Below are 25,340 nucleotides of genomic sequence, written 5' to 3'. Positions count from 1 at the left end.
GGTGCTTCGCTCCTTCTAGGTGCTAGGTCTTAGGTCCTAGGATCTAGAAGCGTAGCGACCCTAGCAGGACGGAGTCCGCCCTAGAACTTAGCAGTCTGCACATGCGTAATCCTGCATTTCGAGGTCGTTTGAGTATAGGTTCTTATCTCTGAATTACAGATGGGATAAATCGAAAAAAATGGCTATCAATTGATAGCCATTTTTTTCATTAGTGTTGATTACTCATCAAGATGCGGCCGTTATTTTGAGGTGGCTAAATAGTTCATCAACTCAATTAGTTCATCTAAAGTGCTAATTTCATTCATATTGATAGCGTATTTATCATTAACGATAAATGCGGGTACGCTACTGACGTTATATAACGTTTGTTGCTGACGCCATAAAGCCAATGCTTTATCGGTAGTACTGCTGTCGGCCAATGTGTCATAGGTTGCGGCATCGACACCAAATTGGCTGAAGATTTTTTTAATGTCTTCACGGCTGTTTATTTGTGATTCATGCTGGTGGCCTTGAGCATTGTGATCATGCCCATTGGCGCCTTTATCACCTTGGATAGCCGTAAACATTGCGTGGTTGAGCTTTTCTGCTTGACCAACCTCATGAATAACAGCCAGTGATCGCATCACTTCAGTGCCTAAATCGCTGTTCATAAAGTCAACATGCTTAGTATCGAAGGTGACCTCTTCATCTAATCCTGCTTTAATCTCAGCAAGATACTGAGTTTCCATATTGAAGCAGTTATGGCAGTAAAATGAAAAAAACTCAGTGATTTTTGGCGTACTAGTAACCATATTATTGGAAATTTGAGTGTAATGCTTGCCTGCAACAAATGGCGCAGCAAATGTGCTAAATGAGGCTGCTATGAGCGTCAATGCAACGGCGAAATATTTAATCATGTAAAACCTCAGATCAATGTTATTAGCGAGTAATCAATAGGATTAGATTAATCTGCTCGAGCTAATTAGGGTAAGTTTCTAAGCTGAATTATGGCTTAAATCATCAATTAAAAAGGCGTTAATTTCGTGATCCGTGCGTGCTTTATGAGGTTAACCTCTGAATTAAGGCAAGATATTGAAGTGAACTTAATGATTATTAAGGAATGTCATCATAAAGTGGCATTGAGTTGTTCAATCTAGATGATGCGATATAGAAGGTTAATCTGGATAATTAACCAAAGCCTGTTTATTGATGGCTGTAAATAGCTAACGATTAAATGGCTAATGCGCATCGCTAAATAACTAAAGCACAGTTAGTCATGCAGAGTTCTGTGGACAATCGCTATCATGGTCTATGAGTGTTCGACCAAGATATTGAGCCTGTAAATTATTGGCAGCCTACGCTTAATTTCTTAGGGTTTGCCATGCTTCGCATACTTCACGGAAACGTTCGGCATTACCTTGTTCGCGGTCGGGGTGCCATTTAAGCGCGAGTTTGCGCCATTGTTTGCGAATGTCTTTATCGGTGGCAGTGTCATCAAGTTCAAATACTGTCAAGGCATGACCTTGGTGCATTAACTGGGTGTTGACGCCAATATACTCCTGATAACTTGACCAGAATGACTCCAGCATTTCTTGTATAACGTTAACGCTGGCATCATAATTGGCCCAATCGAGATAATAATCGCGTAATGCACCATCGCAAATATGTTGCACATCAGCATTGGCCGGAATAATCCTAAATATTTGGATCTCCATTGCCTTTACTTGTAACCACTGTTTGGGGATTAATATGTCTTGTAATTCATATAAGGCGTTCATCAGTAGAAAGTTGCGTTTAAAGAGGTCTTTTTCGGGTAAAGGGTCAAGATTATGCATTAATCCTTTGGCTTGTAACTCGCTCGCCAAATGATGTACTTTCCAACTTTGGTTGGTTGATTGCAACAAACTCAGCACAGGCCATATGAGCGGGTTGTCACTTTTAGGCACCTTGAGTTCGTTGTTGTCTGTGGTGCTTGCCTGTTCAGTTCCATAGGCATGGTGTAAGGTTTTATTGACTAGCATAGTGGCGTATGGGTCCTGAATTGGCGATAAAATCTGCTTTTCATGGCAGCCCACTATGCCATAGTCGTTTTTAATGACAAGTAGATTTTATTGTCATTACGACCCAGGTATTGACCTTGAACTTTGCCTTCAAGCTTGAGATAGCAAACTTAACGCCTACTCTATATTGTATTGATAAAGGATACTTGTTAATGAGGTGGATTATTGTTCACATTAGGATCGGTTGACGCTACTAGTGGCGCTTGAGATAATGGCGATGTGGCGAACGTTTTGATTTTTTTATTGCTTTTGATCAATTAATTCCTTTTCTTGCAGGCAAGAAAAGCTTATTTGATATAAAATTCGCCGCAATAAAATAACTGGGGCTTTAACCAATGACAGATAAACTCTTTGTTAGTGCGCAACAACTTTTGGAAGATTCATTTAGACTCGCTGCACAAGTATATGACAGTGGCTTTCGACCACAGTTTATCGTGGGTATTTGGCGCGGTGGAGCACCTATCGGTATTGCCGTTCAAGAGTATTTTGATTTTAAGAAAATCGAAACAGACCATATTGCAGTTAGAACCTCGTCTTATTATGGTATTGGCACTGACAAACAAGATAAAAATATTAAAGTGCACGGTTTGCATTACATTATCGAAAATGCCAATGCTAGCGACGGTTTGTTGATTGTTGATGACGTATTTGACTCGGGGCGCAGTGTTGATGCGCTTATTGGTAAATTAAGAAAATTTATGCGTTTGAACATGCCAACCGATATTCGTATAGCATGTCCTTACTACAAACCCAAAAACACTAAAGTCGATCTAAAGCCAGATTATTTTATTCATTCATCTGAAGATTGGTTAGTGTTCCCACATGAAGTGTCTGGTTTAAACCCACAAGAAATTGCTGAAGGTAAAACTGACTTTAAAAATATCCAAGATCTGTTTTTATAAGCCTAGCGTTGCAGCCATTTTAGGCGTTGATAACAACGAATTCATGTATAACTTTATGTAAAGTTTGCTAAAGTATACCGCTATTTGAATGCGTCAACATACTTATGTCAATGCGACAATATTAGTATGCTGGCGCACTTTTTTTATCCGAATTAATGCGAAATTTAGTTAACATTATGGTTACTGTAGAATTGTTTACACCTGAGGCACCCGTAAAACGTCGATTAGAACTATTAGCGCCTGCTAAAAATGCTGATTACGGCATTGAGGCTATTCGCCATGGTGCTGATGCGGTTTATATTGGTGGTCCTGCCTTTGGCGCGCGCCATAATGCTGGTAACAGTGTTGAAGACATTGCTCGTTTGGCAGAATTTGCTCATCGTTATCATGCTCAGGTTTTTGTGGCGTTAAATACCATTTTAATGGATGACGAACTTGATAAAGCCCAAAAGCTTATTTGGCGGCTTTATGAAGCGGGGGTTGATGCCTTGATTGTTCAAGACATGGGTGTTTTACAATTTGATCTGCCGCCTATTGCGTTGCATGCCAGTACGCAAACGGATAACCGCAGCCCTGAAAAAACGGTCTTTTTAGAGCAAGTTGGTTTTTCGCAAGTCGTATTAGCCCGTGAGCTCAATATCCCACAAATTCGCGATATTGCTGCTAGCACAAAAATGAAGTTAGAGTTCTTTATTCACGGCGCATTATGTGTCAGTTATAGCGGTTTATGTAATTTGAGCCATGCGTATTCTAATCGCAGTGCTAATCGCGGTGAATGTTCACAGATGTGTCGGTTACCGTGCAATTTGACCACTCGCGAAGGTGACGTCTTAGCTGAAAATCAGCACTTATTATCATTAAAAGACAATAACCAGACCGATAATTTAGAAGCGTTAATTGATGCTGGTATTAGTTCGTTTAAAATTGAAGGCCGCTTAAAAGATATTACTTACCTTAAAAATATCACCGCTCATTATCGCCAGCAACTTGATGCGATTATGGCTAAACGTGATGATTTAGAATCAATTTCTCATGGTCGTTGCACGTTTAACTTTATCCCAGATCCTGATAAAAGTTTTAACCGCGGTAAAACGGATTATTTTGTTAATGAACGTACTGAGGCCATTGAGCATTTTAGTTCGCCTAAGTTCATTGGTGAAAAAGTGGGCCGTATCACCGAAGTAGGTAAAGACTTTATTAAAATCGATACCCGTGAAAGTGGCAAAGACATTCACTTTAATAATGGTGATGGCCTCTGTTTTTTTGTTGAACACTACGAAACACAGCGTTTGTCTGACGATAAACTCTCTGGCGTGCGCATCAACCGTGCTGAGGGGAATGTCTTGCATTTAACCGAGGTACCCAAAGATCTTAAAATTGGGGTGATGATGTTCCGTAACTTTGACCATAAGTTCGAAGCTAGCCTTAACAAAGATTCTGCTAGCCGTAAAATGACTGTCGATATGCAATTTTTTGATACCGATGACGGGGTGGGATTAACGATTACAGATCGGCATAATATCAGTGCGACAGTCATGTTAGCGTGCGATAAAGCCCCCGCTAATGACCAAGTCAAGACCGCCGAAAATCTGAAAAAACAATTCAGTAAACTTGGCAGCAGTGACTTTGTATTGAACAAGGTTAATTTACTCACGCAGCAGATGTGGTTTTTACCCGTCTCGGTTGTTAATGAGTTACGCCGCGATGCCGTTAGTGCATTAATGACGGCAAGAGTTGCCAGTTACCAACGACCAGAGCGCTGGGTGCATGATAAAACAGCACGTTTCCCGCAAAAAGCACTGAGCTTTTTATCTAATGTGGCGAATGAAAAAGCGAAATCTTTTTACCATCAACATGGGGTGATTCAAATTGAAGACACCTATGAGAAAAATAACGTTTTGCATGATGCTCCGTTAATGGTCACTAAACATTGTCTGCGTTACAGTTTTAATTTATGCCCGAAAGAAGTTGAAGGTATTAAAGCGGATCCTATGTTTTTAGAGGTAGGTAAAGATAAATTGAAATTGATTTTTGACTGCCATAAATGTGAAATGATGATTGTTGGCTCCAACCAATTAGTGAAACAATAATGGCGCCACAGCGTGATTTTAACCATCATTGTTTTTCCGCTGGCAGTATTAAGCTTGCCATTGGGTTAGTTTTTCAAATAAGCTGCAAAAATAACCATTAAATAGCTGCCCAAACTCGTGTGTTTCGAGTACACTGCGCGGCTGAAATTTCATGGGTTTTAGCCTGTGATACCTTAAGTAGGAAAGAATAGATTATGAGCGATAGCAAAAAGTATGCTTTACGTGTTATTCAAATTGAAAACACCTGGAAAACTGAAATCACTCGTCGTATGACATCGACTAAAACCATAGTATCAAAAAGCCAAGATGGTTTTGCATCAGAAGCAGAAGCCATTGTATGGGGCGAGCAAGCACTGCAAGGTTTTTTATCTAAGCAAGCTGATCGTAACCAGCGTAAAACTGAGAAGCACCTTAAAGCTAAAAGCTTAGCGGCTGCTATTGCTGCTGAATCGGCCATCGACGAAGAAGAGCTGTTCGATGCTGAAGATGAAGATGAAGACGAAGACGAGCTTAACTAATATTTTACCCACTATGTATAGGTTATAGATAAGTTTCAATTTTTGTATGTTCAGGATAGGACGTACTAAATTAGCATGATTTTTGATCAACTTATCTCTATCTTGACCAAATAAGGATTCATTTGGATGAACAAGATTGCTGCAATTATAGGCTGCTCGGGGTGTTTAGGAATAATGTTCCTGTTCCCCAGTAGTGCATCTGCTACCCCTCCAGCACAGATGGCATTTGGCGACGTTGATAAGTCATCAGGTGTTATGGTGATGTCTGATGATGTCCAGAAACTCATAACCTTGTCTGCAAAGTTCGGCTTTTTACCGCCATTAGATTGGAAACTTGCATTCAGTGATAAACGTGGCGACATGACGATGGCTGAGTTTATTCCAACCCATGAGTCATTAAATGACTGGTCTAGTTTAGTCTGCATGCAGGGGTTCAAAGGGTTAGCCAATGATGTTGAGCCGGAACGCTTTTTAGATTCAATGGCGGCGACTTATCAACAACATTGCCAAGGGGAAATTGTTTATCAACAGCTTGGCAGTTCTGAAGTTGACGGGCTCGAAGCGGTACATGGTTTATTAGGCTGCACCAGTATGCCTAATATTCATGACACTTCAGCAGTGGAAGATGTGTCCTATATCAGCCGTCCACAAGGCGAAATGGGCTATTTTTCTGTAATAAGTGATGACGAAAATGTCTACCTAATCCATAAATCTATTCGAACAGACGTGTTTACTACCGAAACGACTCCTATCACTATCGATAATTATCGTGACTTCATGACGTATCCCTAGCGTCGAATCCTAGCGCGGCGTCATGTGGTTGATAACCCTCTTAGGTGCCACTAACCAACAAGTTGACTGTTCTACATGCTGAATAATCTGCAGGTTACTCTTTTGTTGGTATCAAGTTCACCTTTAGATCCGTTATAATCTCTGCGTTATTATTTTATGATGTCAGCAATAATTAAACGGTACTATGGTACTAAATGCTAATGCTGGCATAACGAAACAGATATTTTTAATGATGGGTTGAACCTCAACTCACGTTATTTCAAGCGTTAACCTCAACTCGGCTTATTAGCCCGGGTTGAGATTAGTTAGTCAATCTTTACGGTGCTTGCAGTGGATCGATAGACCAAAGCAAGATAATCGGGAAACCAGTGTAAATCTGGTACTGCCCCCGCAACGGTGATTGGTGAGAGTCAGGTGCGCAACAGGGTTGCGTTAATCATCTAGACTCGCGCGGGTTATGCCATAGGTATAACGCCACAACCTCAGTCCGGAGACCGGCCTTAAAGGTGATTTCGATGATTTCGGTGGGCAGATCTCGAAATGTGATGTGATACTGCTTGTTGACTTATTCTGACGATTTTTTTCAGGAGATTAGGGCGACAGTGGTTATCTATATTACGGCGCTATTGCCCCATTTTTCCTTTCAGGAGTTAAAGGTAAATGGGTACTAAACCAACAAAAATTGCACTGCTATTAAGTGCTGTCTTCAGTGTGGCAACGGTTAATGCTATTGCGGCAGAGTCAACCGATACATCCCCCGGGTCTTCAGCTATCAGCATGGATGAAACCATTGTGGTCATTGGGCGTAATCTTGCCAATCCACTAAACATTGCGGCCAACGTCAATGTTATTGATGCCGCCGATATTCAAATGAGCGGAGTCACCAATTTAACCGATTTATTACGTGGACAGTCTGGCATTCAGGTGTCGGATAATAATTCGGGTAGCGTATTTTCTATGCGCGGATTTTCTGCATCACAAGCGGCCAACAACACGCTGATTTTAGTTGATGGACGCAGATTGAATAATATTGATATTGCTGCGCCGAGTATTGAATCCATTCCGCTTAACTTAGTTGAGCGGGTTGAGATTTTATCCGGTAGTGCAGGGGTGTTGTATGGTGACCAAGCGGTTGGCGGCGTTATCAACATCATTACTAAGGCACCAACAGAAACCAGTGGTGGCTTACAAGTCAGTGGCGGCAGTTTTGATACCTATGAAGCTAAAGGCGATATTTCAGGTTCCATTAACGACGCATGGCGTTACTTTTTAGCCGCAAGCTATAACAAAAGCGACAATTACCGTGATAATAATGATAATGAAACCAGCTCTATTTTAGGTCGTTTGCAGTATCAAACCGCTAACGAAGACTTTTTTGTTGAAGTTAATTACTTTGATAATGACCTTCAAGCACCGGGTGCATTAACGTTAGCTCAGTATGAAGCAGACCCCCGTCAAGTTGGATCTTTTTCTGCAGGCGATTTCAGTCATGAAATGACTACCGCACTGCGTAGCGGATACCAATACCAGCTAAATAACATTTGGGCCTTAGGTGCGGATTTAACCTATTCAGACTCGTTAACGACCAGCATGTTATTTGGTGGTGCAGGGCGGATTGAACGTGACTTATTGAGTTTTTCACCTAAAGCGACTGCCAATTATCATTTAGATCGCGGTGATTTAAATTTTGTTGCGGGTATTGATGTCAGTAAAGGTGAAGCCGATTTTGATTTGCTTTATACCCAACGTAATAATAAACAGCAACAAACTAGTGCCTATGTGCAAGCATCGGTACCTATTACCACGACATTATCCTATGTCGTCGGGGGGCGTTATTCAGAAGTGACTGACGATTTATACGACCAAATACTTTATCCTAACCGTATTGAAGTCGATAACGACGCCCATGCCTTTGAGTTAGGGTTTAATTATCGCCCAAGCAGTGAAAATCGTTTTTATGTACGTGCAAATGATAACTTCCGCTTTGCAAAAGTTGACGAACAAGCTTATACACCCGTGACCACAATAGGCTTAGACCCACAAACAGGCCGCTCTTACGAAGCGGGTTGGGATTATACCACCGCCACTCAAACATTAAAAATCAATGCGTATCAACTTGAGTTAGAAAATGAGATTGTTTTGGATGCCAGCCGTACTGATGGACCTGGTGGGGTGAATGGTTTTGGTGCTAACGTTAATGCGGATCAATCTCGCCGCTTTGGGGTGAGTACGGCTTATGATGTGCAGTTATCAAATGACTGGCTGCTAGGTGCTTCGTACGACTATATTGATGCAGAGTTCACTCAAGGTGAAAACGACGGCAAAGCGTTATCTTGGGTGGCTAAGCATTCGGGTAAGGCTTACATGAGCTATGACTTTGCCGATCATTGGCAAGCATTTGTTGAAGGTGTTTATACGGGTGAGCGCTATATGGAAGGCGATAACAGTAATATCGGTGATAAGTTAGACCACTACGTGCTAACCAACCTTGCATTAAACTATGCTCATGCTGGTTGGAATGGCAGTTTACGTGTTGATAACTTACTTGATGAAGACTATGTTGGTACTGGTTATTACTCTGCGTTTGGCAGTGGTTATTATTCTGGTACGGGTCGCTCAATTAGACTGACTGCGGGTTATCGTTTCTAGATGATTTGGCTTAATAAATAGTTACCCATAAAAGCCAGTAAACTATTACTGGCTTTCGTTTTAATACATCGTTAAATTAATTTATAGCGTGTTTATTCTTTAAAAGGTAATTGATAGATATGACTAATCTTGAGCAACAAGTTTTTACTCAAGTTCAAGCTATTATTGGCAATGAAGAACAGGTCATTGGTCGTCGTGGCATATTACTTCCATTAAAAAAAGCCTTGATTAACGAAGCTGATATTAGAGTTGTTATCGACACAGTGTCTGCCGACCCTGCGTTGGCAGCCCATTTGTTGTTGCGCAGTAATACCGCACAAACAGCAGGGGTGATATCGACCAAAAGCCGAAGTGTCAAGGATGCCTTAATCCGTTTAGGCCAAGTGAACATCTATCGTTATGCGTTTTCGTTTTATCTTAAAGAACGGCTTGATGAGCTTTTAGAACCGTACAAAAAATTAGCCCAAGGCTATTGGGCCTTAAATGAAATGATCGCGATGGATTGTATAGTACAGTTACGTGAAGATAATAAAATCGGTGTTGGTACTAAAATTGATGCGGATGAAATGCAAACATTAGCACTATTTAGTGTGTTTGGTCAGGTGATTGCGCTAACGGCTTTTGCTTATTTAAATGCTGAGTTATCTCGGCCCGTATCATTGACAGTAATAAAATCACTGATTGATAAGCAACAACAACAGTTATCACTTGAAGCATTTGAATCATTAGGTTTGGATGATGATTTACGCGATGAATTTTTAATTGCCCATAACTTACGCCAAACACAAAACCCTGATTCTCCAGGACTTGTGCTTCGACGCGTGTTATCTAAACGACAATTACTGATCAACCCGTTGTAGTATTATGCCTTCATTTGCTACAAGTTCGAGCCACTTTTGGATTAAATTTGCATTAGTGGCATCGCGGCGATAAGCACCAAACAATGGACGCTTTAGTCCTTCTGCCCCTAATTTAACCGCAGTAAGATTCAGCCCCTGACTTTCTCTGATAGACCAAGTTGGCAGGGTTGCTATGCCGTCATTACAGGCAACACGCTGCAATAACATTGAGGTTAAATCACACTGCTTTTGCTCGCCAGGTTCAATACCAGCGGGCTCTAAAAAGTGTTTGTATATATCTAAACGCGCTAACGGCACGGGGTAACTAATTAAGGTTTGCTTTGCCAATTGGGCTGGCGTTACAAACGCTTGTGCCGCTAATGTGTTATCACTGGCTACAATTAATTTAACTTCAAAATCAAATAGATGCTGGTAAGCGACACAGTGTCCCGGCACTGGATCTGAGGTTAGCACTATGTCTAAACTCCCCGTTTGCAATGCATTGAGTGAATCAAATAAGTGACGACTTGAAATATCAATTTGAGCCGCTGGCGCATGTTGCTTAAATTGCTCAATAACGGGCATTAACCAACGAAAACAACTGTGGCATTCAATGCCGAGCTTAAGCTGTTGGCTTTCACCCTCTAAACCGCGTTTAAGATCCGACTCGGTTGCAATCACTTTCGGTAAGATTTCTTCTGCTAAATTCAGCAGACGCGAGCCTTCATGAGTAAAGGTTAACGGCTTACTCTTACGAACAAAAATACTTGAGTTAATCCGTGTCTCTAACTCTTTTATTTGATGAGAAAGCGCCGACTGGGTGACAAATCGTTTTTTAGCCGCCCCCGCTAAACTGCCACTTTCCTTTAACGCCATCAAGGTACGAAGGTGTCTAAGCTCTATCATTTTCTCTCCACATGAATCTTGCTCAACTATTTGATGAAATCAATTCGATTGCTTGACAGTAGAGTAACACAATAAACTTCTAGACGTCCAGACGCCTGCGTGAATTTTACGCATAAATGGCGATAAATTTTTGCTCCATGAAAAGGTAAACAGTATGAAAATTTCAAGTTTAGGATTTCCCCGCATAGGACGTCAGCGTGAATTGAAGTTTGCTTTAGAGCGCTATTGGCGCAGTGAAGCCACATTAACGGAGTTGAAAAACGTTGCCTGTGAATTAAAACGCACCCATTGGCAGTGGCAAGCAGATGCAGGTGTTGAATTACTGCCTATAGGGGATTTTGCTTATTATGACCAAGTGTTAACCCTGAGTGCGACTTTAAATGTGATCCCCGCTCGTCATCGGGCCACTCAAGCTGATGGCAGCCAAGCCCCTGTCGATATTGACACCTTATTTCGCGTGGCTCGTGGCCGTTCGCAAACCGGCCAACATGCGTGTGCGGCAGAAATGACCAAGTTTTTTAATACTAACTACCATTATCAAGTGCCAGAATTGAGCGCTGATCAAGCGTTCGAAATAGCCTACGACCAACTGTTTGATGATGTTACAGAAGCGCAGCAATTAGGTCATCAAGCAAAACCTGTGCTGCTCGGTCCAGTGACATATTTATACTTATCTAAAAGCCTCACTGAGTTTAATAAGTTGGTGTTATTACCACCGTTACTAGTTGCTTATCAGCAAATTTTGTCTCGTTTTGCAGCCCAAGGTGTGAGTTGGGTGCAATTTGATGAACCGGTATTAGCGGTAGACTTAACCGATGAGTGGCAGCAAGCTATTCGTCAAAGTTATCAAACGTTAGCGCAACAAAAGCCAGCATCTCTAAATATTTTACTCGCCAGTTATTACGGTTCTATTGCCCATCATCAAGCATTGGTGAGTGCATTACCGGTTGAGGGGCTACATCTTGATTTAGTCACCGCGCCAGAACAGCTTGATGTGTTTGTTAATGCGCTTTTTAGCCAACAGGTACTTTCTGTTGGGGTGGTTAATGGTCGCAATGTGTGGGCTGCTGATGTTGATTTGATTGCTGATAAAGTGACCGAATTAGCGACCAGGTTAGGCGATCGTTTGTGGATTGCACCTTCATGTTCATTGTTGCATTGTCCTGTGGATGTCGAGGTTGAAAGCCAATTAATTACGCCATTACTTGGCCAATTAGCTTTTGCGAAACAAAAATTATTTGAACTTAACGAAATTTATCAATTAATCGTTGGGCAAGGTTCAGCAACTAGCCAAGCGATTATTGATCGTTGCCAGCAACGCCGCTTGGCAAAAGCTGCAGCAGCTAATCAACAGGTTGTTGAACGTGTGTCGCAGTTAACCGCTGATGATTTTGAACGTGACAGTCCATTTGCCCGCCGTATCATTGCCCAACAACAAAAGTTAGCGCTGCCATTATTACCCACAACCACCATAGGTTCATTTCCGCAAACGCCAGCCATTCGGGGGTTACGCAGTCGCTGGCGTAAAGGCGAAATCAATGACAATGATTACCGATCACAGCTTGAGCAAGTTACTCAAGACACCATTTCTCGTCAACTTAAATTGGGTCTCGACGTGCTAGTCCACGGCGAAGCTGAGCGTAATGACATGGTGGAGTATTTTGGTGAACAATTAGACGGTGTTGGGTTTACTCAATTTGGTTGGGTGCAAAGTTATGGTTCTCGTTGCGTTAAGCCACCGTTAATTTATGGCGATGTGTCTCGTCCAAAACCAATGACGGTCGACTGGGCTACCTATGCGCAAAGCTTAACCGACAAGCCCGTTAAAGGCATGCTAACGGGTCCGGTGACCATTTTACATTGGTCGTTCGCTCGTGAAGATATTCCTCGTAAAGATATTGCCAACCAACTTGCATTAGCAGTACGTGACGAAGTGGTCGATTTAGAAAGCGCAGGTATTGGCATTATTCAAATTGATGAGCCAGCATTTCGTGAAGGTTTACCGATTAAACAAAGCCAATGGGCAGATTATTTAACCTGGGCGGTGGATGCGTTTAAGTTATCGGCTGCAGGTGTTGAAGATGCAACTCAAATCCATACACACATGTGTTACAGCGAGTTTAATGACACCATTAATGCCATAGCGGCGATGGATGCAGATGTCATCACCATTGAGACGTCACGTTCGCGTATGGAGCTACTGAGTGCCTTTGAAGATTTTCATTATCCTAATGAAATTGGTCCCGGTGTGTATGACATTCATTCGCCGAATATTCCAACCGTTGATGAAATGGTCGACTTAATGACTAAAGCGTCGCAAAAGGTGCCGGTGAAACAGTTATGGGTTAATCCTGATTGTGGTTTAAAAACCCGTACCTGGGATGAGGTTGAGCCAGCGCTGCGGAATATGATTGCAGCGGCTAAAGTGCTTAGGCGTTTATCTTAATTGGCATGATATAAGCCTGATAGATATCCATCTGATTAATAGTCGCTTTACTGAAGTCGTCTGAGCGGTTTAATGCAGACTTCGTTGCAGTGCTCAGTTGTTGACCGCTGAGTGTAGTAACGGTGGTTTCATTGGTCCTTCATCGATAATGTGTGAGTTGGGCCATTATTGACTACAATAAAAGTAAGGATGTTCAGCTGACAATAGGAGTTATCATGAGCCACACTTATAAAGTGATTGAACTGGTCGGGTCATCACCAATCAGTTCAGATGAGGCGGTCAAAAATGCGATTGCAGAAGCCAATAAAAGTTTACTACATTTGCGCTGGTTTCAAGTTATCGAAACCCGTGGCCACTTAGAAGAAGGCTTAATTGCTCATTGGCAAGTAACCGTTAAAGTGGGTTTTACCTTAGACTCTAATGCTTAGGGGCTTTTTAGTTTATGCGTCTCTGGGTAAACCCTTTTGTATTGATCTGATCACTCGTTGAGTTTTACGTGAAAGCGCCGATTGTGGCGCTTTTTGTATTTGTTGTCCTAATGCCCATTCAATATGTTCAAGTACCATATCATCCACTTCTTCACTGTGTTTACGTTGCTCTAATGCAGTAATAATAGCTGGATTAGCAGGGGCGTTACCTAATGCAATCGCGATATTACGTAACCAACGTTTATGGCCCATTCGGCGCAGCGCACTGCCTTCTGTTTGGCTGAGAAAATAAGTTTCAGACCAAGCAAATAAGGTCAGTAAATCAGGTTGAATAAGGGCGCTGCGAGTGTGGAAATCTGTCTCTTGGGTCAGTGGTGCTTTAGCATTGACTGGGCACACTAGCTGACAGTCATCACAGCCATAAATACGATTGCCCATTAGTGGGCGAAACTCTTCTGGGATAGCGCCTTTTAATTCAATCGTTAAATAAGAGATACACCGCTTAGCATCGACAACATAGGGCGCTACAATGGCATCGGTCGGGCATGACTTTATGCAGGCGACACAAGTATTGCAGCCTTCTTCGATTGGTATGTCTAATGGTAACGGTAAGTTAATTAATAACTCGCCAAGGAAAAACCAGCTTCCCGCATCAGGATGTAACAGTAACGAGTGTTTTCCTGTCCAGCCTAGCCCCGCTTTGTCGGCTAATGGACGCTCTAAAATAGGCGCTGAATCCACAAAGGGTCTAAAATCAGTCGCGCCAAAGTCGAGTTGTTGGCAATACTGGTTAATTTTATCACCGAGTTTTTTAAGCCGTTGACGGATTAATTTATGATAGTCACGCCCACCGGCGTAGCGAGAAATATAGCCCAGATTGGGGTCGGTTAAATTACTGGCAAAACCCGCATCAGGGGGAAGATAGTCCATCCGAGCACAAATCACTCTAATGGTTCCGGGATGCAGTTCAGCGGGTCGCGCGCGCATCATTCCGTGCGCGGCCATATAAGCCATATCACCGTGATAACCCTTGTCTAACCAATCTTGTAATATTGTCTCATGTTGGCTTAAGTCAATATCTGCGACGCCAATATGGGCAAAGCCAAGCTCTTTACCCCATAGCTTTATTTGGCGATTGAGCACATCAAGCTGGGCCGCTGTCAACGGACATGGCTCGGGTGTTGGCTCATTGATTGAGTGGCTAGCAGAGCCAATATCTGGCACTAAAGCTGGGTTGGTTGCAGTCATAAACACTATTATTAAGTAAACACGGTAAAATTATACTCGTTTATGCTGCTTTAACACAATTTCGCCCAGCAGCTTTGGCACAATAGAGCGCTTTGTCGGCTTTGAGTAACAAGGGTGACAAGTCTTCCTCGTTACTATAGCTAGCCACACCGGCACTGACGGTTTGATGCAGTCCGGCTGATATTTGAGACCAATCATATTTTTCGATGGTGAGCACTAGGCGATTGGCAATTTCAATGGCTTTAGCTTTATCAATATTAGGCAATAAAATTAAAAATTCTTCACCGCCAACACGACCTACAATATCGGTTTCTCGCATCATGCTTGCGCTAATTGACGCCAGTTTTACCAGTACTTTATCGCCCATGTTATGGCCGAATTTGTCATTCACTGTTTTAAAATGGTCTGCATCAAAAGAAATAATCGAAAAAGGTCTTCCCGATTGTTTTGATGATGATAAGAAGTGATTACCTTGAGCATATGTGTCACGTCTATTGGCGAGTTTGGTGAGCTCATCGGTTAGTGCTAGGCGTCTAAAGAGTTGTTTCCTTATCACTTGCTTGTAGGCGAAGATTGACACAATCAATAAAATAATCGCAACTAAGATGATGATAACGATCTGCATCTGCTCATTGCGCTGCATAATATTTAATTGCGCTTCTTTATCTTTATCACGCTGAATAAGCCATTCATTTTCGGTTTGAATTTTGTTGGTATTAAATCGAGCTTGCATCTCTGCATTACGTTCTGAAAAGACTTGTTTATCGAGTGATAAATGAGATTCTACAAATAACGCCAGCGCCTCATAGGCTTGTTGCCACTGCTGGGAAGCTTGATATATTTTACTCTTTAGTTGTAATGCTTGATTGAGTCCACGGATGTTATTACTAAAGTTAAATGCCTTTTCAGCGTTATTAATCTTGATTATGGCTTGGTCGTAATCATTTTGCAGGTAATGCACCTCGGCCATAAATAAATTCATGTAGCTATAACTATTATCATTATCTGGTGTAATCAACTTTTGAGCCCGTTGGAGAATATCATCGGCTTCGTTGAGTCTATTTAAGTTGATGAAATTGCCAGCAATACTAATAGATGCATCGGCAGCAGCAATCGGGTGATTTTCTGTTAACCAAAAATCGTGAGTTTTTTGGTAGCGCGCAATGGCTTCCTCGTAACGTTCAAGTTTCTCCAATGATAGTGCTATTTGGTTATTGGTTAGATTGGCTTCATAACGTTGTTTATTTTGTAGGTAATTTTTTTCGAGCTTTATTTGATATTTTAACGCGGTTTGAGCATCGCCAAAGCGGCGATAGCTATTTGCTAGGTCACCTAAATTGACATTGGCCCAATAAGTTAAATTAAGCGACTCATATAAGTTTTGCGCAGTGATCAGATCCTCAAGTGCCGCAGAAAAATTGCCTAAATAGGACAGAATTGAACCTCTAATACTACGGCCATCGGCAATTAAACGCGGATCTTCAAGTAGATAAGCGCTGGTGATGGCCGCGTCAAGGTCGGCGAATAAGCTGTCATTTTTCCCTTGTGCGTGCAGATACCACGCCTTGCAATATTGCAGGTCAATGCCGATTAATGATGGGGTTGGCTGACTGTATATCTGCAGGTATTCATCAGCGTAGTTAACTGCCGCTTTTATTTTCTCGGTTGTGTTAGTCGGTAAACTCCAGCAATTAAGGCGAATATAGAGTTTTTGCCGAACAATATCGTCGGTGGACAGTATACTTTTATATTCGTCGAGTAACTTACGATTTTCTTTATCAGAAATAAAACCGCCGCTGTCAAATAGCTGGTAAATTTCATCGGCACGGGGATTATCTATCGGATTAGCATAAGCGATGCTGGTTAATCCAATGATAAAAACGAGCATAATGACACTAATAATGTGAGTTAACTTTAAGACTGACAAGGCTACAATTTCTCAATTTTATTATTATGAAGCTTCTGTTCTTGAATCGTACAGACTTCAGCGGGAAAAGTCTTGTGATGAAATTATAACCTTTTAGTTAGGTTAAATGATATTTTTGTCTTATCAATAATGTGACAACATGCTCTTTTCTGCTATTTTCTCTGGCGATATTATCCAATTTGCATTCAGTCATCTTCACGAGTAAAAAACGCCTCTCGGGATAAACTGAGATAGAAATACTGCAAAGAATTACGCAAATTATCGTATTAAGTATGCTGTCAGTATTATTACCTTGTGGTGCAGAAGGAAGCTTAGCAACGTCAGGTGATGTTAAATATGCAGCGACGTATGTTGTATACCCAAATGACCAGATTTCAAGGGTCTAGGAATAGGGCGCCTACAGCGACTAGGTTCTAGGGTGGGCTGCGTCCTGTTAGGGTCGCTGCGCTGCTAGTAAAGCTTCAGAAACGATAACAAGCGAACGCTGCGATCACGGATAGAGTTGTCTAGCACTTGGGCTCTTGGCTTGACATCTATTGATATCGCTCGTCACCGCTTGCTAACAAGATTATATAGGATCTAGCCCCGTAGCGTCCTAGGCTCTAGGCTTTTCGCTTGTAGCTTTTAGCTTGTATATTGCGCAGAAACATGTCGTTTCTCGGCTTGCCCTTTGGGAGTCTGAAACGAGCATTTTGAAGTGGCTTGGGTATTTTAGAGGCCGATTTTAATTGAGAGATAAACAATGACAGCAGTAGATCAACAGTATCAACAAGTGGTTAAGCAAGTGTCGTATAACGTTGCTAATAAAGTATTACCCATGGCCAAGTTACCTGAAACCTTACTTGAAGCTTACGAAGGCTTGTTTAAAGAGTTAATGGATGACAAAGCGAACGCATTTACCAATGGATGGAATGCCTTGCCAGCAAGTGCACAGAAATTGATGACTAAAGCCGAATTTCATGGTTTTTATATTGCCAATGCATGGATGCAATTAAGTCGAGCAGCGCAAGAGATTGCTGATAGTGCTGAGTCTGAAGAAGAGATGAATAATAACGAATATGATGGTGTATTTGGACGCTTAGCTGAGCAATCACTGAAAGAGTGTTTACGTAAGCTTAAAAAAGCGCGTACCGATCGTCCATTATTAAACAGCTTTAGACAAGTGATGTCTGCCTAAGTTCGTCGTGATGATAGAGACAAAAAATCCCAACTTAGGTTGGGATTTTTTATGGTTTAAAAGACGATTAACCTTTTAAATCAGTTATTTTTCTATCAAGGATCAGCGCTTTACAATACTAAAGTGCCCAATGAAACTTAACAGTTCTTAGAATGAAGTACGTTTGTAACGACGATATTCAGGTTCCCAAAAGTTAGCTTCAATTGATTGCTGCAGCAAATCATCGGTACAAGGTAAGGCTAAACCTTGATCAATTGCCGCTTTGGCAACGGCAAAAGCAATATACTTACTGACAGATTGAATCTCTTCTAGAGGTGGCAGCAGCGAACCTATGCCATTTTTACCTAATGGCGAACATTCTGCTAAGGCGCGGCTTGATGCCATTAACATTTCATCGGACACGCGTCTTGCACCACAAGATAAAACACCTAAGCCAATACCTGGGAAGATAAAGCTGTTATTACACTGTGCTATCTCAAAGGTTTCACCATTAATGACCACAGGTTCAAATGGGCTGCCTGTTGCCACTAATGCCTGGCCTGATGTCCAATGCATAATATCTTTTGGTGTTGCTTCAACGCGGCTGGTTGGATTCGATAATGGGAATACAATAGGGCGTTTACAATGGCTGTGCATTGCTCGAATGATTTCTTCAGTAAACAGGCCTGGTGAGCCAGAGACCCCAATCAATACTGTCGGTTTGGCATTATTAACCACATCAAGTAACGAAATATTGTCACTATAGTTGTCCCACGCTTCAATCGTGGCGCAATGTTGGGTCAGCTTTTGTTGGAAGGGTAATAAGTTAGGCATGTTGTCGAGTAACAAGCCCCAACGATCGACCATAAATACTTGTGAGCGCGCTTGTAGTTCACTAATGCCTTCTGACACCATTGTGGCCACAATGGCTTCGGCAATTCCGCAACCTGCACTACCTGCACCTAAGAAGGTAATACGTTGTTCGCTAAGTTTACTATTAGCGGCTTTACAAGCGGCCAGTAGTGAGCCGACAGTAACAGCAGCAGTGCCTTGAATATCATCGTTGAAACTACAGTATTGATCTTTATAACGCTCAAGTAGTGGCATAGCATTTTTTTGCGCAAAATCTTCAAACTGAATCAATGCATCAGGCCAGCGACGACTTACTGCTTGCATAAAGGCTTCAACAAATTCAGTATATTCTTCGCCGCCAATTCGTTGATGACGCCAGCCCATGTACATAGGGTCTTCAAGTAAATGTGGGTTATCGGTACCCACATCTAAGGTCACCGCAAGACAGTATGCTGGACTGATCCCACCACAGCTAGTGTATAGCGATAATTTACCGATCGGGATCCCCATGCCACCAATGCCTTGGTCACCTAAGCCGAGAATACGTTCTCCGTCAGTGACCACAATGACTTTGACTTTCTGACGGGTGGAATTATTCAAAATATCATCAATACGATCTTTATTTGGATATGAAATGAATAATCCGCGGTTACGACGATAATTTTTAGAAAAACGCTCGCAGGCTAAACCCACCGTAGGGGTGTAAATAATCGGCATCATTTCGCTGATGTGATTACGCACTAAACGGTAAAATAAGGTTTCGTTAGTATCTTGAATATTGCGCAGATAGATGTGCTTATTAAGATCATTGGTGACGCTTTTAAATTGTTCGTATGCACGTGAAGCTTGTTCATCAATGGTTTCAATAACCCAAGGAATGAGGCCTTCAAGGTTGAAAAATACGCGTTCTTCTTCACTAAATGCACTGCCTTTATTAAGCAGAGGTGATTCAAGGATCGCTGGGCCAGCAAAAGGAAGATAGAGGGGGCGTTTGTTATCGTCCATGGGGAAACCTTAATGTGTTAGATCGTTATTAGAATAGGGCTTTTTTTGTAATTGTAGATTATCACGTCTGTTCTTTTTTGTGGTCGGTTAAGTGAGTTAAATCACATTTTTATTAAGTACTTTTATTCATCGCTCACTATTGTGTTGTTTTAATGTAAACCCCAGAAACAAAAATGCGCAGCCTAAGCTACGCATTAATACGGTATTATATCAATATCAAGTTATATATTACTTACCGCGGTGTTTGATCGATAAACCTTTGACGAAGTTTCTTAATACTTGGTCGCCACAAGGCTTATAGTTTTTATGATTAGGGTTACGGAACAGCGCGCTTAACTCAGATTTAGTCATCGCAAAATCAGCTAAAGCTAATGTGGCAATAATATCTTCTTCACGCATTTCGAGCGCGACGCGTAATTTTTTGAACATAAGGTTATTAGTCAATTGCTTTAACGGTGTCGGCACTTCTGTTCCAGGCTTTAAGCCACGGTTATTAATGATCAAACCGTCTAAAAACTGGCACATTAATGTGTCATTACATGCTTGATAACCTTCTTCTTCCTCTTTTTTCAACAGCGCTATAATTTGCTCTGAAGACATTTCTACATTGGCTTGACTGAAAATATTAGTCATCTTGGCATTTGAATAATCAAACACAAAGCGAATACGGCGAAGAATATCATTGTTAATCATAAGGTTCTCTGGCGCGGCGGCGCATTAATGGTTTAGGTCAATTGACTAATTGCTATTATAACGGGTAATCATTCATTAGTCAGATTAATCCTGCTAGAACGGTAATCGATTTCTATCCCTGCTAGTATCGCTTCGCTGCTAGGCTGTTGATTTTATAGCCTCTAGCCGCGAAGCGTACTAGCAGCGCAGCGTTCTAGGCTTTTAGTGAGATTATTTAGCTAGATACCAGTAAATAAATAGCCCAGCAAAGCCGGTTAAATACAGTAAGCCTACCCAAGAGAGTCCGACCATTACCGGGCCATAACGATGTTTAGCATCTAGAGATTTGCTGGTCATTAAGCGGTAATTTAACCAGGCAAAAATGACGGTAGTCATGAAGGCCAATATCATCACAAATTCTAGTAAAGGCAGTAATGCGCCTTTAAAAAATAAAATCAGTAATAACCCTAAGGCGCTGATGGCTAGCATCATTGCCGTTAGGTGCGAGCGTTGAGCAGGGTTATTTGTCAGCAATCGCCAGCCCATATCGAGTGTGCGGCTATAACCATCAATTACCGTCACTGTGGTGCTAAAAATACATAGAAACGCCACAATCCCAATCAAATAACGGCTTTCATTGCCCATCACTTGGCTGTAAAGAGTGATCAATTGTGAAGCAAATACCGCGCCAGAATCTGAGAATCGTTCACCGCTGCCGTGCATCACTAATGCGCCTAAGGCTAAAAATACAATCGCCAGTAATGCCGTGGTGACATAGCCTAGATTAAAATCAAAAATAGCCTGCTTGGCGGTCACCGTTTGGGTTTTACGTTTTTCTATTAACCATAATGAGTTCCAAGTACTGACCTCAATTGGCGCGGGCATCCAGCCCATCATCGCCACTAAAAAGCCCACATAAGCCCATTGCCAAGGCGATTCGGCAACGTCTGATGCCCCGAATCCTGTATGCCGATTAAAGGCTAATGCTACGGCGACTAATGTGGTTAGAGTAAGTGCCAACATGATGATCTTGGTCATTTTATCAAGCAGTTTGTAGTGGCCGAAAATCAATAATGCCAATGAGCTGACCAGTACAATTAGCGCTAATACATCAATCGATAGCGGAATAAACTGGGTTAGCATTGCTGCCGTTAACATGCATACCCCCGCCGTACTGGCAATGGCGGCAATAACGTTAAGCCCGGTAAACAGCATTAAATAGCCACGACCTTGCTTATAATAGCCGTGCAATAAACTCTCATCCGTTGCTGCGGTGTAGCGAGCGCCTGCGGCGAAGAAAGGATATTTAACGATATTAACTAATAAAATCAGCCACGCAAGCTGCCAACCAAACTCGGCTCCCGCTCGGGTTGAGGCGACTAAATGAGAGGCGCCAATCGCGGCAGCGGCCATTAAGATTCCCGGTCCTGTGGCTTTAAAGAGGGTGTTAACACGAGACATCCACTGTAGGGCTAATGCAGTTTGTTGATTAAGCATGATAAAAAACGACCTAATTTGATTGTTTAACGGTTAATGATTGTTTTATCGATAATAAGCTTGCGTGCATTTTTTGTAGATAGTTGAGGAGCAATGCATCCGTATTAGGGGTGGTCGATGTGTTGTTTTTTTAACCCATTTAGGAATGATTTTCGTACCCGTATTTGTGCTCTAAATCCCGTTGCATCAATAACACCTGTTAGGTTAATTAGAGCTCTTATAGCGGATTCAATTGTGTTTGTTTACGCTGAGTTTATCTAGGCCAAAGATGTGCATCATGTGCGCTTGAATAAATGCCCTATCAGTATGTTCAGAATTAGTGAGTAAGTTTGCACGCACAATGCGTTTCTGCTCGATTAATTGAGCACTCATATTTGTGATGTAACGTTTTGTCACTAAAATTCTTAATGGAAACCATGATAGTAACAATGTAATAGCCATAACGTTGAAGCAGAATGTTACGTAGGTAGACCATAACCAGTACCGAGCTAGGTTGGTATTAAAGTGGCCACTCACGAGTGTTTTATCCCTCATCTGATCTCCATATCAAAGCATTTAAATTCACTTTTTATTCATTATTTACTCTCGACTAAGTGATTAGTTACATTTACGTTACTATCTTGTGTTGACTTTGTTAAGTTTTAACCTAACTTGAACAGGTACATTAGAATCCAACAAAGTAGTAGGCGGTAATGTTGTTACCGCAGTTTGCAGTAGTCATGGATTTAAAACAATAAATTAACGTTAAGGATGATCATGAAAAAAACTAACCTTTTACGCAGCGCTTGCGCTATCGCTGTATCACTATCTCTTGCACCTATCGCCTTTGTTACACAAGCTGCTGATGCAGGTGCCGATGCAAAGGTTGAACGAATTGAAGTGACCGGTTCTCGTATCAAACGCACCGATATTGAAGGACCTTCACCAGTACAATCTTTGAATAAAGACGATATTGCTAACATGGGTTTTGACAACCTACAACAATTGCTAGAGCGGATGCCTGCAAACGGTTCTGGTGCATTCTCAACGCGTGGAAATAGCCAAGACTCTACTGCCAACGGTGGAGCATCAATCAGTTTACGTGGCTTAGGCCCTGATGCGACTCTGGTACTTATTAATGGTCGCCGTGTTGGATCGAGTGCGTTTGCTGAAGGGATTTCAAATTCGTTTGTTGATATTAATAATATTCCTGTTTCGGCTATTGAGCGTATCGATATTCTTAAAGACGGTGCATCAGCTATTTATGGTTCTGATGCTATTGCCGGTGTGGTCAATATTGTCTTAAGAAAAGACATTGAAGGTATCGAACTTAACCTAGGTTATGGTGATGACAGTGGTACCGGTTATGACGAAACGACAGCCAGCTTAGTATGGGGCGTAAAAGCCGAAAAAGGCAGTGCGTCAATTATCCTTGATTACTTTACCAATGGCACCTTGTCTGCAGACGAAATGGGCCGTTTTGGCACCGCTAATCAATCAGTTTATGGCGGTGAAGATTATCGTTCATCACGTGGCTTCCCGGGTTATTTCTATGTCAATGGTGTTAAAACGATTGACCCAGATTGCCCCGCTGAGAATGCGACAGCAAGTGGCAGCTGTTTGTTTGATTACGGTCCATACAACTTAACGATCCCAACGTCTGAGCGTGTCGGTGCTATTGGCCAGTTTGATTATATGTTAGGTGAAGATTTAACCGCATTTTTAGAGTTGTCAGTACAACACAACACGTCTGAGGCTGGCGGAGCACCAACGCCATTAGATGAAGATGCAGGTTTAACCGTGCCTGGTACTCATCCTAACAATCCTTTTGGACAAGACATCGATATCGGCCGCTACCGTACGGTTGATGCTGGCCCTCGTCGTTGGGATATCGAATCAGATACCATGCGTATTGTTGCCGGCCTTCGTGGCGTCATAAACGATTGGGACTGGGAAGTATCAGCGCAACGTGGTCGCAGTGAGTCAACCCAAACCGGTGACCGTTCACAGGGTTGGGTAAGAACCGATTATTTACAAGCTGAAATAGATGCCGGTAACTACAACCCATTTGGCGCTACTATCAACTCGCCAGAGGTGATTGATCGCATCACCACTAGCCTAGTAAGACAAGGTAAGTCGAGCATCACTGCTTATGACGCCAGTATTACAGGCCAAGCATTTACGATTGCTGATCGCGATATTATGATGGCTGCCGGTGCAGAATACCGCGAAGAAAGCGTCAGTGACGTGCCAGATGAGCAGTTTCAACGAGGTCTGATTTTTGGTACTGAAGCGATATCTGCGTTTGGTTCACGAGACCAACATGCTGCCTATGTAGAATTCTCTATCCCTGTTGCAGATAACTTTGAGTTGCAGTTAGCGGGTCGTTATGACAGCTACAGTGACTTTGGTTCAACCACGAATCCTAAAATCGCTTTCCAATGGGGCATTAGTGACGAGGTCACTGCTCGAGGTTCATGGTCTACTGGTTTCCGTGCCCCATCGTTAGCACAAATCGGCTTAGGCCCTTCTGAGAAGAGTGACTTTTTAATTGATAGCTATCGTTGTGAAGCTGATAACGTAGATTGTGAGTTATTGGATTACAACTTTATATTCGCTGGAAACCCTAACCTTAAAGCTGAAGAGTCTGAAACGTGGAATGTGGGCATGATTTGGGCCCCAGATCAGCAGTTTGATATTGGTGTTGATATATACAATATTCTCCAAGATAACAAGATTGACTCACTTCAAAACCAGGTTCTTTATGATGAAAATTGTAATGATCAAAACAGTACGGTCTGTTTGCGAAATGCACCGCAAGCAGGTCAGACATTTGGTCCGCTTGATGTGATTAAATCTGGATTCGTCAATATTGGTTCACAAGAAGTACAAGGTGTGGATTTATCGACTCATTATGGCCTTGAATTAGACGGCTACGGTACGGTTAAGTTTGGTGTAGAGTACAGCTACTTAATCAGCTTTGAAAAAGAAATTGATGGCGATATTGTTGATTACACTGGTGAGTATGAGTATCCACAGCACCGTTGGTTAGCAACAACTAACTGGAACATGGATGACTTTGCTGCCAACGTTAACTTAAGTTATATCGGCGAATTTGAAGACTTCAATAAAACCCGTACCGTTGATGCCCAGTTGTTAGTGGACATGTCTGGTTCATATCGTTTCAATGACACGGTCAAGTTATCTGTAGGGGTTAATAACGTGTTTGATGAAGATCCATCATTTGCCATTGGTGACGGTGATGCCGACCTTTATGGTTATGCAATGGGCGTTCATAACCCATTAGGCCGTTATATTTATACTAAAGTTACAATGAACTTCTAATCACAACGTCATAAGATAAATTACAGCCACATTCACTCATGGTGCAATGT

General features: G+C 42.0%; 18 protein-coding genes and 1 riboswitch. Of the genes, 10 read left to right on the top strand and 8 right to left on the bottom strand.

Annotation, left to right across the window (positions count from 1 at the left end; translation table 11 throughout):
- Window positions 1-239 precede the first annotated feature (239 nt).
- A complete protein-coding gene (locus AAEZ00_RS11540) occupies window positions 240-896 on the bottom strand; it encodes a thiol:disulfide interchange protein DsbA/DsbL (protein ID WP_124013588.1) in 657 nt (218 codons plus the stop codon).
- Between the two features lie 444 nt (window positions 897-1,340).
- Window positions 1,341-2,000 carry a DNA-J related domain-containing protein gene (locus tag AAEZ00_RS11535; protein ID WP_351088653.1) on the bottom strand — a complete coding sequence of 220 codons (660 nt, stop codon included), beginning with the start codon at window positions 1,998-2,000 and terminating at the stop codon, window positions 1,341-1,343.
- A gap of 374 nt (window positions 2,001-2,374) precedes the next feature.
- Between AAEZ00_RS11535 and AAEZ00_RS11530 the strand changes: the two genes are divergently transcribed.
- From AAEZ00_RS11530 to AAEZ00_RS11505, 6 genes are all read left to right on the top strand, one after another.
- Entirely contained in the window at window positions 2,375-2,941 is a 567-nt protein-coding gene (locus tag AAEZ00_RS11530; RefSeq protein ID WP_101032665.1) for a phosphoribosyltransferase, read from the top strand.
- A gap of 176 nt (window positions 2,942-3,117) precedes the next feature.
- Window positions 3,118-5,031 carry a peptidase U32 family protein gene (locus tag AAEZ00_RS11525; protein WP_351088652.1) on the top strand — a complete coding sequence of 638 codons (1,914 nt, stop codon included), beginning with the start codon at window positions 3,118-3,120 and terminating at the stop codon, window positions 5,029-5,031.
- Window positions 5,032-5,225: 194 nt separating this feature from the next.
- On the top strand, window positions 5,226-5,549 hold the full coding sequence (locus tag AAEZ00_RS11520; RefSeq protein ID WP_351088651.1) for a DUF3622 domain-containing protein: 324 nt from the start codon (window positions 5,226-5,228) through the stop codon (window positions 5,547-5,549).
- 126 nt (window positions 5,550-5,675) lie between these two features.
- Window positions 5,676-6,341: a hypothetical protein gene (locus AAEZ00_RS11515; RefSeq protein ID WP_351075736.1), complete on the top strand. Its 666-nt coding sequence runs from the start codon at window positions 5,676-5,678 to the stop codon at window positions 6,339-6,341.
- Window positions 6,342-6,643: 302 nt separating this feature from the next.
- A riboswitch (cobalamin riboswitch) is annotated at window positions 6,644-6,858 on the top strand.
- Window positions 6,859-7,001: 143 nt separating this feature from the next.
- Entirely contained in the window at window positions 7,002-8,990 is a 1,989-nt protein-coding gene (locus tag AAEZ00_RS11510) for a TonB-dependent receptor (RefSeq protein ID WP_351088650.1), read from the top strand.
- A gap of 119 nt (window positions 8,991-9,109) precedes the next feature.
- Window positions 9,110-9,850 (top strand): HDOD domain-containing protein, encoded by a 741-nt coding sequence (locus AAEZ00_RS11505; protein ID WP_351088649.1) that lies wholly within the window; start codon window positions 9,110-9,112, stop codon window positions 9,848-9,850.
- On the opposite strand, the gene AAEZ00_RS11500 is transcribed toward AAEZ00_RS11505, so the two are convergent.
- Complete coding sequence (locus AAEZ00_RS11500; RefSeq protein ID WP_351088648.1) at window positions 9,830-10,735, bottom strand: LysR family transcriptional regulator; 906 nt, start codon at window positions 10,733-10,735, stop codon at window positions 9,830-9,832. The two genes, AAEZ00_RS11505 and AAEZ00_RS11500, sit on opposite strands and share 21 nt — an antisense overlap.
- Window positions 10,736-10,889: 154 nt before the next feature.
- Between AAEZ00_RS11500 and metE the strand changes: the two genes are divergently transcribed.
- Both metE and AAEZ00_RS11490 read left to right on the top strand, forming a co-directional pair.
- Entirely contained in the window at window positions 10,890-13,181 is a 2,292-nt protein-coding gene (metE, locus tag AAEZ00_RS11495; protein ID WP_351088647.1) for a 5-methyltetrahydropteroyltriglutamate--homocysteine S-methyltransferase, read from the top strand.
- A gap of 215 nt (window positions 13,182-13,396) precedes the next feature.
- Complete coding sequence (locus AAEZ00_RS11490; RefSeq protein ID WP_101032658.1) at window positions 13,397-13,609, top strand: dodecin; 213 nt, start codon at window positions 13,397-13,399, stop codon at window positions 13,607-13,609.
- 12 nt (window positions 13,610-13,621) lie between these two features.
- On the opposite strand, the gene queG is transcribed toward AAEZ00_RS11490, so the two are convergent.
- Both queG and AAEZ00_RS11480 read right to left on the bottom strand, forming a co-directional pair.
- Complete coding sequence (queG, locus tag AAEZ00_RS11485; protein ID WP_502959325.1) at window positions 13,622-14,863, bottom strand: tRNA epoxyqueuosine(34) reductase QueG; 1,242 nt, start codon at window positions 14,861-14,863, stop codon at window positions 13,622-13,624.
- 34 nt (window positions 14,864-14,897) lie between these two features.
- On the bottom strand, window positions 14,898-16,745 hold the full coding sequence (locus tag AAEZ00_RS11480; RefSeq protein ID WP_124013597.1) for a tetratricopeptide repeat-containing diguanylate cyclase: 1,848 nt from the start codon (window positions 16,743-16,745) through the stop codon (window positions 14,898-14,900).
- Window positions 16,746-17,526: 781 nt separating this feature from the next.
- Between AAEZ00_RS11480 and AAEZ00_RS11475 the strand changes: the two genes are divergently transcribed.
- Window positions 17,527-17,961, top strand: a complete 435-nt coding sequence (locus tag AAEZ00_RS11475; RefSeq protein ID WP_124013598.1) for a DUF3069 domain-containing protein — start codon at window positions 17,527-17,529, stop codon at window positions 17,959-17,961.
- Between the two features lie 147 nt (window positions 17,962-18,108).
- Here AAEZ00_RS11475 and AAEZ00_RS11470 read toward each other — a convergent pair whose 3' ends face one another.
- The 3 genes from AAEZ00_RS11470 to AAEZ00_RS11460 form a co-directional block, all read right to left on the bottom strand.
- Entirely contained in the window at window positions 18,109-19,797 is a 1,689-nt protein-coding gene (locus AAEZ00_RS11470; RefSeq protein ID WP_124013599.1) for an NAD-dependent malic enzyme, read from the bottom strand.
- A gap of 228 nt (window positions 19,798-20,025) precedes the next feature.
- Window positions 20,026-20,490, bottom strand: coding sequence for a YehS family protein (locus tag AAEZ00_RS11465; RefSeq protein ID WP_101032653.1), 465 nt, complete (start codon window positions 20,488-20,490; stop codon window positions 20,026-20,028).
- A 210-nt stretch (window positions 20,491-20,700) separates the two neighbouring features.
- Window positions 20,701-21,966: an NRAMP family divalent metal transporter gene (locus AAEZ00_RS11460; RefSeq protein WP_351075716.1), complete on the bottom strand. Its 1,266-nt coding sequence runs from the start codon at window positions 21,964-21,966 to the stop codon at window positions 20,701-20,703.
- Between the two features lie 756 nt (window positions 21,967-22,722).
- Here AAEZ00_RS11460 and AAEZ00_RS11455 point away from each other — a divergent pair.
- Window positions 22,723-25,290 (top strand): TonB-dependent receptor, encoded by a 2,568-nt coding sequence (locus AAEZ00_RS11455; protein ID WP_351075713.1) that lies wholly within the window; start codon window positions 22,723-22,725, stop codon window positions 25,288-25,290.
- Window positions 25,291-25,340 lie beyond the last annotated feature (50 nt).

The sequence above is a fragment of the Shewanella sp. S1-49-MNA-CIBAN-0167 genome (genome assembly GCF_040310145.1).
GTDB lineage: Bacteria > Pseudomonadota > Gammaproteobacteria > Enterobacterales > Shewanellaceae > Shewanella > Shewanella psychromarinicola.
This window is presented reverse-complemented; position numbering and strand designations above follow the sequence as displayed.

Coding starts and splice junctions, on each gene's coding strand:
- AAEZ00_RS11540 (WP_124013588.1), bottom strand. CDS start 896: ATGATTAAATATTTCGCCGTTGCATTGACGCTCATAGCAGCCTCATTT.
- AAEZ00_RS11535 (WP_351088653.1), bottom strand. CDS start 2,000: ATGCTAGTCAATAAAACCTTACACCATGCCTATGGAACTGAACAGGCA.
- AAEZ00_RS11530 (WP_101032665.1), top strand. CDS start 2,375: ATGACAGATAAACTCTTTGTTAGTGCGCAACAACTTTTGGAAGATTCA.
- AAEZ00_RS11525 (WP_351088652.1), top strand. CDS start 3,118: ATGGTTACTGTAGAATTGTTTACACCTGAGGCACCCGTAAAACGTCGA.
- AAEZ00_RS11520 (WP_351088651.1), top strand. CDS start 5,226: ATGAGCGATAGCAAAAAGTATGCTTTACGTGTTATTCAAATTGAAAAC.
- AAEZ00_RS11515 (WP_351075736.1), top strand. CDS start 5,676: ATGAACAAGATTGCTGCAATTATAGGCTGCTCGGGGTGTTTAGGAATA.
- AAEZ00_RS11510 (WP_351088650.1), top strand. CDS start 7,002: ATGGGTACTAAACCAACAAAAATTGCACTGCTATTAAGTGCTGTCTTC.
- AAEZ00_RS11505 (WP_351088649.1), top strand. CDS start 9,110: ATGACTAATCTTGAGCAACAAGTTTTTACTCAAGTTCAAGCTATTATT.
- AAEZ00_RS11500 (WP_351088648.1), bottom strand. CDS start 10,735: ATGATAGAGCTTAGACACCTTCGTACCTTGATGGCGTTAAAGGAAAGT.
- metE (WP_351088647.1), top strand. CDS start 10,890: ATGAAAATTTCAAGTTTAGGATTTCCCCGCATAGGACGTCAGCGTGAA.
- AAEZ00_RS11490 (WP_101032658.1), top strand. CDS start 13,397: ATGAGCCACACTTATAAAGTGATTGAACTGGTCGGGTCATCACCAATC.
- AAEZ00_RS11480 (WP_124013597.1), bottom strand. CDS start 16,745: ATGCTCGTTTTTATCATTGGATTAACCAGCATCGCTTATGCTAATCCG.
- AAEZ00_RS11475 (WP_124013598.1), top strand. CDS start 17,527: ATGACAGCAGTAGATCAACAGTATCAACAAGTGGTTAAGCAAGTGTCG.
- AAEZ00_RS11470 (WP_124013599.1), bottom strand. CDS start 19,797: ATGGACGATAACAAACGCCCCCTCTATCTTCCTTTTGCTGGCCCAGCG.
- AAEZ00_RS11465 (WP_101032653.1), bottom strand. CDS start 20,490: ATGATTAACAATGATATTCTTCGCCGTATTCGCTTTGTGTTTGATTAT.
- AAEZ00_RS11460 (WP_351075716.1), bottom strand. CDS start 21,966: ATGCTTAATCAACAAACTGCATTAGCCCTACAGTGGATGTCTCGTGTT.
- AAEZ00_RS11455 (WP_351075713.1), top strand. CDS start 22,723: ATGAAAAAAACTAACCTTTTACGCAGCGCTTGCGCTATCGCTGTATCA.